Raw genomic sequence first — 15641 nt, forward strand, 5'->3', positions numbered from 1 at the left:
ACGTCAAGAGGTCGGTCGACCGGCCCATTCGCGGATCTTGTCGATCCGCGCCCGCAGGTCGTCGACCGACGCGCTCGCTGCCGTAGGTCCCCCGCACTCCTCGCGCAGCCGGTTGTGCACGACACCGTGGGGCTGACCCGTGCGGTGGTGCCACGCGCCGACGAGTCCGTTGAGCTCGCGCCGCAGCAGCGCACGCATCTGGTGCGTGCTCGGCTCGTCGGGCCGCGTCGCCGGCCCAGGAGAGCCGGTCGCCCCCGCCTGGGAGTCGGCGGGCTCCCCCCGCTCGGCTGCGGCTGCGACACCCCGTTGGGTGCGCCGGGTCCGCGCGTGGCGGAGCAGCTCTCGCACCTGGTCGGGCTCGAGCAGGCCGGGGATCCCGAGGAAGTCCATCTCCTCCTCCGACCCGGTCGCGACCTCGCCTTCGTGTCCGAACTCGCCACCGTCGTAGAGCACGCGGTCGAACGAGGCCTCGCTGCCGAGAGCCTTGAACTCGAACGGCTCGAGATCGGCGGTGGACTGGGTCGCCTGGGCGGCCGCGATCAGCTCGTCGTCGAGAGCCAACGGATCGTCGTCGTCACCGCCGGCGCGACCGAGCACGTGGTCGCGCTGCACCTCGAGGTCGGAGGCGAGCCCGAGGACACGGGGGACGCTCGGGACGAACACGGTCGCCGTCTCGCCCCGCTTGCGGGCACGGACGAAGCGACCGACCGCCTGGGCGAAGAACAGCGGGGTGGACGTCCTGGTCGCATAGACGCCGACCGACAGCCGTGGCACGTCGACGCCTTCGCTGACCATCCGGACCGCGACCATCCACCGCTCGTCGGACTCGGCGAACGCGCTGATCCGCGCGCTGGCCTCCTTCTCGTCCGAGAGCACGAGAGCGGGTCCGTCACCGGTCACCTCGCGGAGGATCTTGGCGTAGGCCCGTGCGGTGTTCTGGTCGCTCGCGATCACGAGCCCGCCTGCGTCGGGCACGTGGCGCCGGACCTCGGACAGCCGGGTGTCTGCCGCGCCGAGCACCGACGGGATCCATGAGCCGGCCGGGTCGAGCGCCGTACGGAGCGCCTGCGCGGTGAGGTCCTTCGTCATCGGCTCGCCCATCCGCGCCGCGACCTCGTCGCCGGCGCGCGTACGCCACCGAAGGTCACCGGAGTACGCCATGAACAGGACAGGGCGGACCACGCCGTCGGCGAGCGCCTCCGCATAGCCGTACGAGTAGTCGGCCACGCTCCGGCCGATGCCGTCGTCGCCGGGAGCGTAGGTGACGAACGGGATGGGGTTGGTGTCGGACCGGAACGGGGTGCCGGTCAGCGCCAGCCGGCGCGTCGCGGGCTCGAACGCCTCCCGGACCGCATCACCCCACGAGAGGGCGTCGCCGGCGTGGTGCACCTCGTCGAGGATCACCAACGTGCGGAAGCGCTCGGTGCGCAGCCGGTACGCGGTGGGGTTGGTCGCCACCCCGGCGTAGGTGAGGGCGAAGCCCTTGAAGTCGGAGGCCATCGCGCCACCGCGTCCGCTGAACGACGGGTCGAGCGGGATGCCCGCGCGTGCACCGGCCTCCGCCCACTGCGTCTTGAGGTGGTCGGTCGGCGCGACGACCACGATGCGTTCGACGATGCGGCGCTCGAGGAGCTGGGCGGCGACCGTCAGCGCGAAGGTCGTCTTGCCGGCTCCCGGGGTCGCGACCGCCAGGAAGTCACGCGGGTTGCGTTCGGCGTAGCGGGAGAGAGCGTCGGCCTGCCACGCGCGCAGCTTGGGAGCGGTGCCCCAGGCTGCGCGGTCGGGATAGGCCGGTGAGAGATGCGCGGCCCCGGACATCAGCGGCGATACACCCGCCAGAGCTTGCGCATGCGTTCGATCTGACCGGGCGTGAAGTGGTGCATGCACCGGTCGTAGGAGTAGTCCATGAAGTTGTGGATCGGATCCTCCCCCGGAGACGGACAGGTGTCGCGTCCCCGTGGGCACTCGAAGCTCGGGATCCGCTCGCGAGGGGTGTCGTGCACGCGGTCGTTCTTTTTGCCGCAGCCGCCCTGGAAGGTGTGGTAGAGCCCGAGCCAGTGCCCGGTCTCGTGCACGGCGGTGTCGCCCTTGTTGTAGCCGCGGAAGCGTCCGCCCGGCATCGAGTCACGGTGGATCACGACACCGTCGGTCGCGAGCTTGCTCTTGGGGCGCTGCGGGAACGTCGCGTAGCCGAGGACCTGCAGGTCGCCCCGCTCGGTCGGCGCCGCGATGTAGAGGTTGAGATCGCGCTTCTTGCCGCGGTGCAGCGCCTTGCGCATCGCCCGGGACTCACGCGAGCCGAGCCCGGCGGTGTACCACGCGCGGTTGACCGTGTAGTCGGTCTTCTTGAGCACGAACCGGAAGCGGGTGCTGCGCGCGTCGCGCCACTGCTTGCCCGCGAAGGCGCGGTTCATCACCTTGATCTGGCGCCGCACCTTGGCGCGGCTGACGGTCTTGCTCGTGGAGGACGGCTTGATGACGTGGGCGTACACACGGATCTTGATCCGCCGGGGGCCATCGCCCTGCGCGCTGCGCCGGTCGCTCGCGGCGCCCACCCCGCCGACGCGACGGGCGAGGTCGCGCTCGTACGCCTCGACGGTCGCGTGCGAGGGCTCGGGCGCCCGCACGACACCGTCGAGACCGTTGAGCGTCCGTGCGCCGAGCGTCTCGTCGGGAGTGCAGTCGGTCGCGGCAGCCGCAGGCCGTGCCGAGGCGGGCGCTGCGGAGGCCGGCACGACCGCCGAGGCACCCGTCAGCGCCGCGATGCTCGCGACGAGGGCGGTGCCGATGAGCACCGCCCCCAGGGCATACGAGCGCGGCCGCCGCCGCGGCCGATCACTCATCGTCACCGGAGCCGCCTGCCTTCAGGGACTCCCAGATCTCCTTGCACTCCGGGCACACGGGGAAGCGCTGCGGGTCACGGCTCGGCACCCACACCTTGCCGCACAGGGCGACGACGGGCGTGCCCTCGATCATCGCCTCGGTGAGCTTGCCCTTGGGCACGTAGTGCGAGTAGCGCTCGTGATCGCCGTCGTCGAGGCGCGGCTGCGTGCGCACGTCCGACGACGTCTGGGATCCGGGACTGAAGGTGGTCGACACCCCTTCAGTCTATGCCAGAAAGAACCGTCCCCCTAGCCGGTCAGTTGAGCTGGGGATCGTCCGGATAGGTCGAGAGCATTGCGAGATCGCTGCGTTGACGGCGGAGCACCTGACGCCACAACGCCTCGGGATTGGACGAGAGAAGGTCCTCGTCGAACGCGTCCACCACCACCCACGAACCCTCGGCGATCTCCTCCTCCACCTGCCCCGGGCTCCACCCCGCGTACCCGGCGAAGACCCGCATCCCACGCAGCCCCGGCTCGACGCCGTGGGCCGGCAGGTCGAGGTCGATCAGTCCCACGCGGTCGTACATCTCGCGCCAGCCGGTCGGCGGCCGGTCACCCGACCGCAGGACGCCGAGCGCGAGGGCCGAGTCGGGCGAGACGGGACCACCGGAGAAGAGGGCGGTCGGGCTGGACACGAGTGTCGACCACTCCGGCAGGACCTCGGCGACCGTGGCGTCCAGCGGCTGGTTGAGGATCACGCCGAGCGCTCCCCCGGCGTCGTGGTCGAGCACCGCGACGACCGCGCGGAAGAACGGCCCGCCCACGAGCAGCGGAGTGGCCACGAGAAGACGGCCTCGGCACGACCGGTGACGCGGCGAGATGCCGGCGGGTTCCTGGTCGGTCATCGCCCCTCCTCGCTCGGCGCCTCATCGGCTTTCAGCGTACGCCGTGGCGCCCTCTCGCGCGGGTACCCAGGCCGTAGGATGACCGGACCGCGAACCCGACACGAAGGACGAGATGGCCGACACCGCCAACGAGGACGAGCTCACCGTCGACGAGCTCGCGGCACGCGTCGGGATGACCGTGCGCAACGTCCGCGCGTACGCCAGTCGTGGACTGCTCGCACCGCCGCGGCTGGAGGGACGCACCGGCTACTACACGCGCTCCCACGTCAAGCAGCTCCAGCTCGTCCGCAGCCTCCTCGACCGCGGTTACACGCTGCAGGCCGTCGAGAAGGCGCTGCAGGACAAGACCTCCACGACGGCCGACTACGCACTCGACCTGATCACGGTGCTCGACTCGCCGCTGGCCCGCGAGCCCGAGAGCGAGCTCATGTCACGCGACCGGCTCTCGGCGATGGCAGGCATCGACCGCGACACCGACCTCGCCCAGAAGCTCGTGGACCGCGGCCTGGCCACCATCGTCGACGACGACACTCTCGAGGTGAACCGTCCCGAGGTGGTGCGGGCCGGAGCCGCCGCCATCTCGCTCGGCCTGGCCCCGGAGACGGTGCTCGAGCTGCTCCCGGCGCTGTCGGGGCCGTTGCGCACGGTCGCCGACGACCTCGTGGGCCGCGTGCGTCGCGACATCTGGCAGCCGTTCGTCGGCGCCGGCATGCCCGACGACCAGTGGCAGGAGGTCGTGACCTCCATCGCCAACCTGCTGCCGGTCGCCGCGCAGGCGGTCGTCGCGGTGTTCCGCGACGAGCTGGCGCACGCGATCGACGACGCCCTGGGCGAGGAGCTCGCGGCGCTCGGCGACCAGCGACCCGCTCCCGACGCCTGACGCCGGCGTCTCCACAGACGGCTCCCCCGGAGGCGGAGAACGGCCCCACCCGACGCTGGAGGGAGGGACCCGCCGGGTGGGGCCGAAACCCTGGTGCCGATCGTAGGGGAGCGCGCGCGCCGAACCGAGGCCGCCTGCTGTGACCTTCCTCGCGTCAGCGGGACCGGACCGTCACGCCACCGGCGCCAGCCGGCACGAGCTCGACGAAGACCTTGCCCCGCTCGAGCGTGACCGGCTTGCCCCCGGCAGTCAGCTGGATCGGCGCCGCAGCGCTCTTCTTGCTCCAGCGGGCGTTCAGCATCGTGCCGCCGTTGAGGACGACAGCCCGGCCGCCCCCCTTGAGCACCGTCTCGGGGACGGGATACCCGGCCGGGTCGCGGTAGCCCGCGTCGACCTGTCGGGTGAAGAGCACGAGGACGGTGTCCGGCTTGAAGTCCTTGCCCTTCTGGGCGTGGCCGTTGACCCGGCGGTACGCGCCGCCGGAACCGAGCTGCCACCGCGTCGCGGAGCTGCGGGAGAAGCGGACGTCGAACGACGTCGCCTTCGTCGAGCCGGGCGTCGGGCTCGCGCCGAACGGCAGGTACGGCGGCGGCACGGCGGCCTTAGCGGACCGGTGCTGGTCGGCGTAGGCGGCAAGGTTCAGCAGCCGGTCGTACGGGGCCTTCTTGCCCCGGTCGATGGCGAGCGTGAGGTTGCCGGTGTCCTCGCTGTAGAGCTTCACACCAGCGGCCTTGATCTTGCGGATGGTCACCTTCGCGCCGCCCGAGGCGATCAGCTGCCCACCGGTCGGCTTGACGAGGGCGATGTCGGTGGTCCGGGTCGAGCGGACGTGCCCGACCTTGGTCGGCGTCTGCGAGTAGAAGAACGCCGCCAGCCTCGTCAGACCACCCTCGACCAGCTCCTCGACGACGAGATCAGCCTGCGACAACCCGTACTGCGGGGCTCCGGCGGCGGTGTTCTCGACCTTCACCAGGAAGGCGGGGTGATCGGGCAGACCCTTGGCCGCCGCCTCGCCGGTGAACGGGTTGGCGCGGTTCAGGGTCGCCGCCTTGCGCGCGGCGTCGGCGCTGGTCGGCGTCGGCTTCTCCGGGGTCTTCGGCTCGTCACCACCCGAGCACGCCGCCGCGAGGACGAGTGCGGTCGCGACGAGGGTGGCGCGCAACGCGGTACGGGGCTTCTGGCTCACGTGCATGCTCCCATGGTGGAGCAGGGCCGGTACCTCAGGAGGCACCGGCCCTGCTCTTCGTGGTGGTGTCGCTGTCAGCGCAGACGCATGGTGCCTGCGGACCAGCCGCGGGTCCAGATCCGCTCGACCTTCACGCGGCTGCCGGAGTACGGCGCGTGGAGGATGCGACCCTTCCCCCAGTAGATGCCCACGTGGTACTTGCGGGACCCACCGAAGAAGACGAGGTCGCCCTTGCGGATGTTGCGCTTCTTGATCTTGCGGACGTGCCGGTACTGCGAGTTCGCGGTCCGCGGCAGCTTCATGCCTGCCTTGCGGAACGAGTAGGAGGTGAGGCCGGAGCAGTCGAACGCGCGGGGGCCGGACGCGCCGTAGCGGTACGGGTCACCCTTCTGGCGCGCGGCGACGCGGGAGGCCTTGACGATGCGACCGGCGCGACGCTTCTTGGCGACGACGCGCTTGGCCTTCTTGGTGGCCTTCGCGGCGGCGAGCTTCTGGGCGGTCGCGGTCTTCGCGGCGGCCGTGCTCGTGGACGTGGAGGCGGGGGCTGCGCTGGCCTCGTTGGCGGTCGTGACGACCATCGCGAAGGCAGCGGAGAGAGCGATCGGCAGAGCCATGAGGCGCTGCGTCCGGGGGGTCGCGAGCATGATGAGCGTGGTCCCTTCCACGCCTGCGAAGTGAGCTGTCGGATTAGGGCCGAAGGATGGCCCTGCCCTGTCTTAGGGCTTCACCCCGAGCACGCATGACCCGAAGGACTTCGTGCAGAGTTGGTTCCTCCGCTCCTGCCCGTCGGTGACGGTCGATGATGGGGGCGTGTGCAGGCGGGCAGGATTGGGCGTTTCCCACACACGATGTTCAGTTGTCCGGCAGGACCCGGTCGCGTCCCGGTCCTGCCCGTTATGGGGGGTTGTGGGGCCTGTTGTCAGGCCGCGGGCCACCATAGACACGTCGATGGACCCGCTCAAAACACCAGACGTCACCACGGACGAGGTTTGGACGCTCGTCCAGGTCACCTGCCCTGCCGTCGCAGTGATCGACGGGGGGCTATGTGACCCTTGTCATATTTTGACCGGTCTTGTCCCAGGACCATAACAAAGCTCTGCGCGGATGCAAGGGTCCACCGCACCCGCGGGCGCGCCGGCGACGGTCAGCCGGCGAGCGACCGGACGGCTCGCACCGCGGTGACGACGGCCCCGGCGGCACCCTCGAAGTCCGCCGGCGACGCGGCCGTGAACCGCACCGCCGTACGCGCCACCTCGGGATCGATCCCGAGCGCCAAGAGGACCTCCGAGGGCTCGTCGGAGCCCGCGGCGCACGCCGAGCCGCTGGAGCACGCGATGCCGTGATCCTGCTCCAGCCCCAGGAGCACCGCCTCCCCCGACGTGCCCGGGAAGCAGAACGACGCGTGACCGGGAAGCCGACGGCGCGGATGGCCGGTGAGGAAGGCGCCCGGGGCAGCGGAGAGCACGTCGTGCACGAACGCGTCGCGGGCCGCGGCCAGGGCCTCGACCGGACCTCGCGGACGCGGTCCCCCGGGCGTGGACCCCACCGCCGACGTGATCGCCGCGGCGAGACCGACGGCGGCGGCGACGTTCTCGGTGCCCGACCGAAGTCCACGCTCCTGGCCGCCCCCGTGGATCAGCGGCTCCAAGGGCACGCCTCGGCGGACCCACAGGGCCCCGCTCCCCTTCGGCGCACCCACCTTGTGCCCGCTGAGCGAGAGGGCGTCGACGCCGAGCTGCGTGGGATCCACGACGACGGACCCGACGGCCTGGACGGCATCGGTGTGCACGAGCGCCCCCCGTGCGCGTGCCAGGGCGGCGACCTCGGCGACCGGCTGGACCGTACCGACCTCGTTGTTCGCGAGCATGACCGACACCAACGTGGTCTCGGCGCCGATCAGTCGTTCCGCCTGCGTCAGGTCGACGACGCCGTCACCGTCGACGTCGAGCAGGTCTCTCCGGAACCCGTGCAGTCTGACCAGGTGGTCGCACGCCTCCAGCACGGCAGGGTGCTCGATCCGGGTGGTCACGAGGTGGCGCCCACGCGGGTTCGCCAGTGCCAGTCCCTTCACCGCGAGGTTGTCGGCCTCCGTCCCACCGGAGGTGAGCACGATCTCCGCCGGTCGGGCACCGACCGCGGCGGCGACGTCCGCGCGTGCGCGCTCCAGCGCCCGGGACGCGACGTCTCCGAGACCGTGGCGGCTCGACGGGTTGCCGAACTCGCCGGTGAGGAAGGGCCACATCGCCTCCAGCACCTCGCGGCGAACCGGCGTGGTCGCGGCCGTGTCGAGGTAGCGCACCCTAGACCGCCACCTCGACGTCGAGCCCCAGGTCGAGCGCGGCGACGCTGTGCGTGAGGGCCCCCACCGAGATCAGGTCGACCCCGGTCAGCGCGATCTCACCGACCCGAGGGAGCGTGATGCCGCCGCTGGCCTCCACCAGCGCCCGCCCGGCGACCTTCTCGACACCGGTACGGAGGTCCTCGAGCGTGAAGTTGTCGAGCATCACGGTGTCGACACCGGCCGCGAGGACGGCATCGAGCTGGTCCAGGCGGTCGACCTCGACCTCGAGGTGCACCGTGTGCGGGAGCGCCTCTCGCGCGGCTCGCAGCGCCGAGGTGACGCGCTCCGGATCGTCGCCGAGGACAGCGAGGTGGTTGTCCTTGGCCATCACGGCGTCCGACAGCGAGAACCGGTGGTTGTGCCCGCCGCCGCACCGCACGGCGTACCGCTCGAACGCCCGCAGCCCCGGCGTCGTCTTGCGGGTGTCGACGATGCGCACACCCGTCCCGGCGACGGCCTCGACGTACGCGCGCGTCTGTGTGGCGATGCCGGACATCCGCTGGACGAAGTTCAGCGCGACGCGCTCGGCGCGAAGGACGCCCCGGGCGGGACCTACCACGGTCGCGACGACCGTCCCCGGCTCGAGCGCGTCACCGTCTGCCCGCTCGAGCCGGACCGAGATGGCGGGGTCGACGGTCGTGAAGGCCACGTCGACGACCCGTCCGCCGGAGAGCACTCCGGCCTCCCGGGCCACCATGCGCGCGGTGGCGACCGCCTCCGCCGGGACCAGCACCTCCCCCGTGAGGTCTCCCCACGGCGAGTCCTCCTGGAGTGCTGCCTGCACCCCTGACCTGATGAGCGTGTCGGTCAGCATGCGAGTGTTCCCTTCCGCACCCACGACAGGTGGCGGTCGAAGGCGGGGTCACGGTCGGGACGGTCGGACCGGAAGTGGGCGCCGCGCGACTCCTCCCGGGCCAGCGCCGCCGTCACCACCACCCGCGCAACCTCCAGCAGGTTGGCGTCCTCGTACGCCGCCGTGGTCCCGTCGACGGTCGGGGACCACCCGGCGATGGCGTCGGCCGCCGCCTGGAGGGTGTCGCCGTCGCGGACGAGTCCCGCGGCGGCCCACATCGTCGTCTGCAGCTCGTCCCGGTCCAGGGGTCCTGCGGTGGGCCCACCGGTCGTCACTCCGACGGGCTCGGCGGCGTACGGGGTGGGCTCACCGTCCCACGCGGCCGCTCCGGGCTCCTGGAGCGCGGACACGCAACGCCGTGCGGTCACCGCGCCCTCGAGGAGCGAGTTGGAGGCGAGACGGTTCGCGCCGTGCAGGCCCGTGCACGCGGCCTCGCCGACGGCGTACAACCCGGGGACGCTCGTGCGCCCGTCGAGGTCGGTCCGGATGCCGCCCATGAAGTAGTGCGCGGCGGGCGTGACGGGGATCGGTCCCTCGTCCCAGCGCAGCCCATGGGCGCGGCAGCGCGCGTCGAGGCCCGGGAAGCGTCGGGCGAGGAACTCCGCACCGAGGGCGGTGGCATCGAGCAGGACCGGCTCACCGCCCTGCTCGTGCATGACCCGAGCGATCTCACGGGCCACGACGTCGCGCGGTGCCAGCTCGGCGTCGCGGTGGACGTCACGCATGAACCGCCGCCCCGCCTGATCGCGGAGCACGGCTCCCTCCCCCCGGACGGCCTCCGAGATCAGTCCCCCGCCGGGCACGGCCAGGCGGGTCGGGTGGAACTGGTACATCTCCACGTCCGTCGCCACCGCTCCCGCACGCAGGGCGAGGGCCAGGCCGTCACCGGTGGAGCCGACGGGGTTGGTGGTGTGCGCGTAGAGCTGTCCGGCTCCCCCGGTCGCGAGGACCACGGCATCCGCCTCGAGCGTCCGGGGGCGCCCGCTCGGGGCGCCGACCCAGGTGAGGCCCACGACCGCGCCGTCGCGGAGGCTGAGGTCGGTGACCATGGCGTGGTCGTGCACGGCGAGCGCGCCCGTCTGCACCTTCGCGGACAGCGCACGGACGATCTCGGCCCCGGTCGCGTCGCCGTCGGCGTGCAGGATCCGCGGCGCCGAGTGTGCCGCCTCCAGGCCGAGCGCGAGTCGCCCGTCCTGCCGGTCGAACCGGGTGCCCCACCGGATGAGCGCCGCGACCGCGTCGGGTCCCTCACCGCACACCACCTCGGCCGACGCACGGTCGACCAGTCCGGCACCTGCGGTCACCGTGTCCGCGACGTGCGCCGCGACGGAGTCCTCGACGCCCGCTCGCGCCGTAGCGTCGAGGACGACCGCGATCCCGCCCTGCGCGTACCGGGTCGTCGCCTCGCCCAGCGCTCCCTTGGTGAGAAGGACGACGTCGTGGTGAACGCTCGCCTCGACGGCGGTCGTCATCCCCGCGATCCCGCTGCCGACCACGACCACCCGGAGGCGTCGGGGCCGAGCACGGCTCGTCATGCTGCCCGCTCCGGCGGGCGGGCGGCCAGCATGCGCTCGAGCGCGACGCGGGCACCGTCGGCGACCTGCGGGTCGACCTGGATCTGGTTCTCGACCCGTCCTTCGAGGAGCCCGTCGAGCACCCAGGCGAGGTAGCCGGGGTGGATCCGGTACATCGTGGAGCAGGGGCACACGACCGGGTCGAGGCAGAAGATCGTGTGCTCGGGGTGCTCGACGGCGAGCCGCTGGACGAGGTTGATCTCCGTCCCGATCGCGAACGTCGTCCCAGCCGGCGCAGACTCCACCGCCTTGCGGATGTAGTCGGTGGAACCTGCCTCGTCGGCGGCGTCGACGACCGGCATGGGGCACTCCGGGTGCACGACCACGCGGACGTCCGGGTGCGCTGCGCGCGCACTCTCGATCTGAGCGACGGTGAACCGCTTGTGCACCGAGCAGAAGCCGTGCCACAGCAGAACCTTCGCGTCCCGCAGCGTCTGCTCGTCGTTGCCGCCGAGCGGCTTGCGCGGGTTCCACATGGGCATGGCGTCGAGGCTCACGCCCATCGCCTTCGCCGTGTTGCGACCGAGGTGCTGGTCGGGGAAGAAGAGCACACGCTGCGCTCGCTCGAACGCCCACCGCAGCACGGTCTCGGCGTTGGACGACGTGCACACGATGCCGCCGCGGTCGCCGCAGAAGCCCTTGAGGGCCGCCGAGGAGTTCATGTAGGTCACCGGGATCACCGGGAGCCTGCCGTCGGCGTCAGGCTGGGTCCCGTAGACCGCCTCGAGCTCGGCCCACGCCTGCTCGACGGAGTCGATGTCGGCCATGTCGGCCATCGAGCACCCGGCCGCGAGGTTCGGGAGGATCACGGCCTGCTGCGGACCGGAGAGGATGTCGGCGGTCTCGGCCATGAAGTGGACCCCGCAGAACACGATCGCCTCGGCGTCGGGGCGGGTCAGCGCGGCGTTCGCGAGCTGGAAGGAGTCGCCCACGAAGTCGGCGTGCCGGACGACCTCGTCACGCTGGTAGAAGTGGCCGAGGACGACGAGCCGGTCGCCGAGGGCGTCCTTGGCGGCGCGGATGCGGGCGTCGAGCTCGTCGGCGGACATCTGCGTGTAGGCCGCCGGGAGGACGCCCTGGCGGGGCGCCGCCGCGGGGATCACGTCGCCCATGGAGGCGCCAGGCCCGTACGAGGGTGGTGCGAGGTCCACGGTCCACGGGCCGTCGGCCAGGCTCGGGTCGCAGGTGGCGCCGGGTGCGCTTCGGACGACGGTGTCGACAGAGGACATGGTGAGGGCCTTCCTGGAAGGAGCCGGCACCGGCCGGCGAGAGGTGTCGTACGACGGGACTGTGGTGGTCACGGCCGGGTCAGGGGTCCGTTGTCCGCGAGGTCGCTCGCCTCGCGATGTCGATAGAGCCTCGGGGGTCGGTGGCGGCCGCCGACGAGGTAGTCCCCCGTCGGCTCGACGGCGCCGCTCGCCTCGACCTGGCGGCGGAAGTTGGCGGGGTCGAGGGTGCGCTGGAGCACCACCTCGTACACGTGGCGCAGCTCGGCCAGCGTGAACGTCTCACCGAGGAATGCCTGGGCGATCCGTGAGTACTCCATCTTGGTCCGCAGCCGCCAGAGCGCGTACTCGACGATCGTCGAGTGGTCGAAGGCGAGCTCGGGGGGCTCGTCGGCGGGTCGCCACGAGACGTTGTCGTCCTCGATGCCGCGCTCCGCCTCCTCGGGACGCACGAGCGCCCAGTAGACGACGGAGATGACCCGGGGACCGGGCACCGGCTGCGGAGCGCGCGCGACGTGGCCGAACGTGTAGAGCTGCTCGAGGTACTTCGGGCTGAGCGCCGTCGTCTCGACCAGCGTCCGGCGCGCGGTGTCGGACAGGTCCTCGTCCTCGGGGACCGGACCGCCGGGGAGCGCCCAGCTGCCCTTGTACGGATCTTTGACGCGGCGCACGAGAGGCATCCACAACGAGGTGCGGTCGGTCCGGTCATCGTGCCGCAGCGCGAAGATCACCGTGGAGACCGCAATCTCGATCCCGGACATCCGGTCCCCCCTCGCTGTCGAGTCACCAGTAAAGGTCTGGGTGACCTGAACACATAATAGTCATCATCACCTTTACTGGCTACCCCGGCATGCGTGACCGCGCCGGAACGGCTCAGGCGACCGCGCCGGAACGGCTCAGGCGACCGCGCCGGAACGGCTCAGGCGACCGCGCCGGAACGGCGACGCTTGTCCTCGTACATCCGCGCGTCCGCCACCGCGTACAGGGCCTCGGAGGAGAGCCCTTCGCTGCACGTCGCGAGGCCCATGCTCAGGCCGATGCCGGGCTGTTCGACCCATGGCTTCAGCGAGACGACCCGCGCGGCGAGCTGGAGACGGTCCATGACCAGCTGGGCCTCGACGGGATCGGGAGAGGAGAGCACGATGGCAAACTCGTCACCACCCAGCCGGGCCGCCCGGTCCTCGCTCCGGGTGTTGGTACGGATCAGCTCGCCCACCGTCTTGAGCGCGTCGTCACCGACGGCGTGGCCGTAGGTGTCGTTGAGCTGTTTGAGCCGGTCGATGTCGACGAGAACCACACAGACCTCTGTGCTCGACACCGCCGCGTCGGCGATCCACTCGTCGAAGGCACGACGGTTGCCCAGACCGGTGAGCGCGTCCTCGCGCGCTGCCTGCACAGCGGCGTCGTGCGCCCGCGAGCGTTCGTACCCGGCGATCGCCGCACGCATCATCTCGAGGTCGCTGCGGTGCTGCTGGCGCCACGCCCACGACACGCTCCGTCCATAACCGAGACCCGCCCCCGCGGACGGATAGCCCATCGCGTCGGCGACCCGCAACGTCGCCCACCGGACGTAGCGCTGAACGTTCAGGTCGTCGATCCCGTCGAGCCGGATCAGCGCCCTGCGCGCCTCGCGCTGGGCCTGGGCGATCTCCCCTACCTCGACATAGGCCACCGCCAGGAGTGCCGTCGCCTCCATCTCGAAGCCCACGTGGGCCTCGCTGAGGTTGCTCCGGCACACGTGGAGCTCACCGATCCACCGAGCGGGGTCCGTGGGCCAGCCGGCTGCCGCGCGCAGATACCGGGCCAGTGGGAAGACCGAGCCCTCGACGTGCTCGGAGTCGGCGAGCGTCAGCGAGCGCTCGGCCCAACGCACGACCTCCACGCGACGCCGCTCGACCTCGGACTCGAGGTCGGGCTCCATCAGCATGTCGAGCTCCTTGGCCCAGTGGTAGTTCACCGACGCGAGGTTGCGCGCGTCGATCGCGCGGGAGCCCGCGAGGTCGAGGAGGCGGTCCTCGATGGCCATCGCCGCCTCGTAGTGCGGCACCGCGAGCTCGAACAGGCCGAACCTCTCGTAGGCCTGGCCGAGGTGGGTGTGAGCCCACCCGCGCAGGTCGTCCCGGCGCGAGTCGCGCAGCTCGTACTCGGCACGTACGAGATCCTTCACCGCGTCGGCGGGGCGGTCGTCCTGGAGCACCGCGATCGCACGCGTGGCACAGCCGATCGCCACCCAGCCGGGCTCGTCGAGCGCCAGACCGACAGCCTGGCAGGCGGCTGCCGCCCGCGAGGCCTGCCCGCAGGCCCCGGACTCGACGGCAGCGATCACGAGCACGTACTCCGCCGCTGCGCGCAGCTCCGACGGATCGTGCCCGAGGTCACGGAGCAGGGTCTTCATCGCGGCGACGGCGGAGTCGTTGTCTCCGGCCCTGATCGCCCCCAGCGCGGTGGTGAGGCGCGCCGCATGCGACGACGTGATCGATGAGGTCATCGCGCTCCTTCCCGAGTACACGCCATTATGGTCGCTATCGTCCGATTCGATGCCTGCTTTCAGTGAACCGCGTCGCGGGTTCACGGCCGGGTCGGATGGCACGACGTGGCCGACTACCCTGGGCCGCATGAGCGCAACCCTGGTGACGCGGCGTCGTCTCGCGCTCGGGCTGGCCGCGGTCCTCATCCTTCCGGCATGCGGCGAGTCGGCACCCCGGCCCGCCGCCGAGGCCTCGGCGACGACGACGACCACGCCCGCCACGAGTGCACCCTCCGAGCCCAGCCCGTCGACACCCAGCCCGTCGGCACCCAGCCCTCCCGCCGTGACCGGACTCACCCTGCCTCAGGTCGTCGGCCAGGTGTTCATGACCGGCACGTCCCCGTCGGATGCGGAGAGCGCCACCCTCGACTCGATCCGCGACCACCACGTGGGCAACGTCATGCTGCGCGGCCGCAGTGACGACGGGGTCGCGACGACCGCCCGCGTGGTACGCACGCTGCGCGACGAAGTCGGGTCAGACAGCACGGGCTCGGTGCCCCTCCTCGTCGCGACCGACCAGGAGGGCGACCAGGTCCAGGTGCTGCGCGGTCAGGGGTTCACCGACCTGCCGAGTGCGGTCTCGCAGGGCGGATGGTCTGCAGCGACCCTGCGGAGCCGGGCGACGACCTGGGGGCGCGAGCTGCGGGCAGCCGGCGTGGACCTCAACCTCGCCCCCGTCCTCGACACGGTGCCGAGCGCTGCGTTCGCCCCCAAGAACGCTCCGATCGGCGCCTTCGACCGGCAGTACGGATTCACGCCGCAGGCCGTCTCCAGCAAGGGCCTCGCGTTCCTCGGCGGGATGGAGGACGCGGGCGTGATCGGCACCGTGAAGCACTTCCCCGGCCTCGGCCGGGTGACCGCCAACACCGACACCAGCGACGACGTGCACGACTCGCAGACGACGGCGACCGACCCGTACCTGCGGCCGTTCGAGGACGCGATCGCCGCTGGAGCGCGTGTCGTGATGATGGCGACCGCGACGTTCGACCGCATCGACCCGCACGAGCCGGCAGCGTTCTCCCGACCCATCGTGACCGGGCTGCTCCGTGAGCGGATGGGGTTCGACGGCGTGGTGATGTCCGACGACCTCTCGGCGGCGCAGCAGGTCAAGGACCGCACGCCTGCCGAGCGCGCCGTCGACTTCCTCCGCGCCGGCGGCGACCTCGTGCTCGCGATCGATCCGGCGCAGATGCCCGAGATGACTGCGGCAGTGTTCGCGCGGGCCAGCCAGGACCCGGCCTTCCAGGCCCGGGTCGAGGAGGCGGCCGCGAGGGTGGTCGCGCTCAAGCGCGACCACGCCGCCCGCTGAGGCCGCCCTCAGGTG

General features: G+C 71.7%; 14 protein-coding genes and 1 riboswitch. Of the genes, 2 read left to right on the plus strand and 12 right to left on the minus strand.

Features of this window, described 5'->3' with window-relative positions:
- Positions 1-3: 3 nt before the first annotated feature.
- The 4 genes from KV097_RS08280 to KV097_RS08295 are packed head-to-tail and all read right to left on the minus strand — an operon-like array spanning position 4 to position 3730.
- Entirely contained in the window at positions 4-1818 is a 1815-nt protein-coding gene (locus KV097_RS08280) for a DEAD/DEAH box helicase (RefSeq protein ID WP_220365595.1), read from the minus strand.
- Positions 1818-2843, minus strand: coding sequence for a zinc metalloprotease (locus KV097_RS08285; RefSeq protein WP_255559383.1), 1026 nt, complete (start codon positions 2841-2843; stop codon positions 1818-1820). The genes KV097_RS08280 and KV097_RS08285 overlap by 1 nt, the downstream gene beginning before the upstream one ends.
- Entirely contained in the window at positions 2836-3099 is a 264-nt protein-coding gene (locus KV097_RS08290; RefSeq protein ID WP_220340900.1) for a DUF3039 domain-containing protein, read from the minus strand. Before KV097_RS08290 ends, KV097_RS08285 begins: the two co-directional genes overlap by 8 nt.
- A gap of 40 nt (positions 3100-3139) precedes the next feature.
- The gene (locus KV097_RS08295; RefSeq protein ID WP_220340899.1) at positions 3140-3730 is read right to left on the minus strand and encodes a YqgE/AlgH family protein; all 591 of its coding nucleotides are present in this window, start codon (positions 3728-3730) and stop codon (positions 3140-3142) included.
- A gap of 112 nt (positions 3731-3842) precedes the next feature.
- Here KV097_RS08295 and KV097_RS08300 point away from each other — a divergent pair, with 112 nt between their 5' ends.
- Positions 3843-4610 carry a MerR family transcriptional regulator gene (locus KV097_RS08300; protein ID WP_220365597.1) on the plus strand — a complete coding sequence of 256 codons (768 nt, stop codon included), beginning with the start codon at positions 3843-3845 and terminating at the stop codon, positions 4608-4610.
- 154 nt (positions 4611-4764) lie between these two features.
- On the opposite strand, the gene KV097_RS08305 is transcribed toward KV097_RS08300, so the two are convergent.
- From KV097_RS08305 to KV097_RS08340, 8 genes are all read right to left on the minus strand, one after another.
- Positions 4765-5802, minus strand: coding sequence for a DUF3048 domain-containing protein (locus tag KV097_RS08305; RefSeq protein ID WP_220346687.1), 1038 nt, complete (start codon positions 5800-5802; stop codon positions 4765-4767).
- 68 nt (positions 5803-5870) lie between these two features.
- On the minus strand, positions 5871-6440 hold the full coding sequence (locus KV097_RS08310; RefSeq protein ID WP_220365598.1) for a C40 family peptidase: 570 nt from the start codon (positions 6438-6440) through the stop codon (positions 5871-5873).
- 5 nt (positions 6441-6445) lie between these two features.
- Positions 6446-6601: riboswitch (cyclic di-AMP (ydaO/yuaA leader) on the minus strand.
- Between the two features lie 339 nt (positions 6602-6940).
- Positions 6941-8095 carry a cysteine desulfurase family protein gene (locus KV097_RS08315; RefSeq protein ID WP_220365599.1) on the minus strand — a complete coding sequence of 385 codons (1155 nt, stop codon included), beginning with the start codon at positions 8093-8095 and terminating at the stop codon, positions 6941-6943.
- Position 8096: 1 nt separating this feature from the next.
- Positions 8097-8951, minus strand: coding sequence for a carboxylating nicotinate-nucleotide diphosphorylase (gene nadC / locus KV097_RS08320; protein ID WP_220365600.1), 855 nt, complete (start codon positions 8949-8951; stop codon positions 8097-8099).
- On the minus strand, positions 8945-10525 hold the full coding sequence (gene nadB, locus KV097_RS08325; RefSeq protein WP_220365601.1) for an L-aspartate oxidase: 1581 nt from the start codon (positions 10523-10525) through the stop codon (positions 8945-8947). The genes nadC and nadB overlap by 7 nt, the downstream gene beginning before the upstream one ends.
- A complete protein-coding gene (gene nadA, locus KV097_RS08330) occupies positions 10522-11793 on the minus strand; it encodes a quinolinate synthase NadA (protein WP_220365602.1) in 1272 nt (423 codons plus the stop codon). The genes nadB and nadA overlap by 4 nt, the downstream gene beginning before the upstream one ends.
- A gap of 68 nt (positions 11794-11861) precedes the next feature.
- Complete coding sequence (locus KV097_RS08335; RefSeq protein ID WP_220365603.1) at positions 11862-12551, minus strand: NUDIX domain-containing protein; 690 nt, start codon at positions 12549-12551, stop codon at positions 11862-11864.
- 158 nt (positions 12552-12709) lie between these two features.
- On the minus strand, positions 12710-14278 hold the full coding sequence (locus tag KV097_RS08340; RefSeq protein ID WP_220365604.1) for a diguanylate cyclase: 1569 nt from the start codon (positions 14276-14278) through the stop codon (positions 12710-12712).
- 127 nt (positions 14279-14405) lie between these two features.
- On the opposite strand from KV097_RS08340, the gene KV097_RS08345 reads away from it, so the two are divergent.
- Positions 14406-15626, plus strand: coding sequence for a glycoside hydrolase family 3 N-terminal domain-containing protein (locus KV097_RS08345; RefSeq protein ID WP_220365605.1), 1221 nt, complete (start codon positions 14406-14408; stop codon positions 15624-15626).
- The last annotated feature ends 15 nt before the right edge of the window (positions 15627-15641 follow it).

This window comes from Mumia sp. zg.B17 (genome assembly GCF_019550915.1).
GTDB lineage: Bacteria > Actinomycetota > Actinomycetes > Propionibacteriales > Nocardioidaceae > Mumia.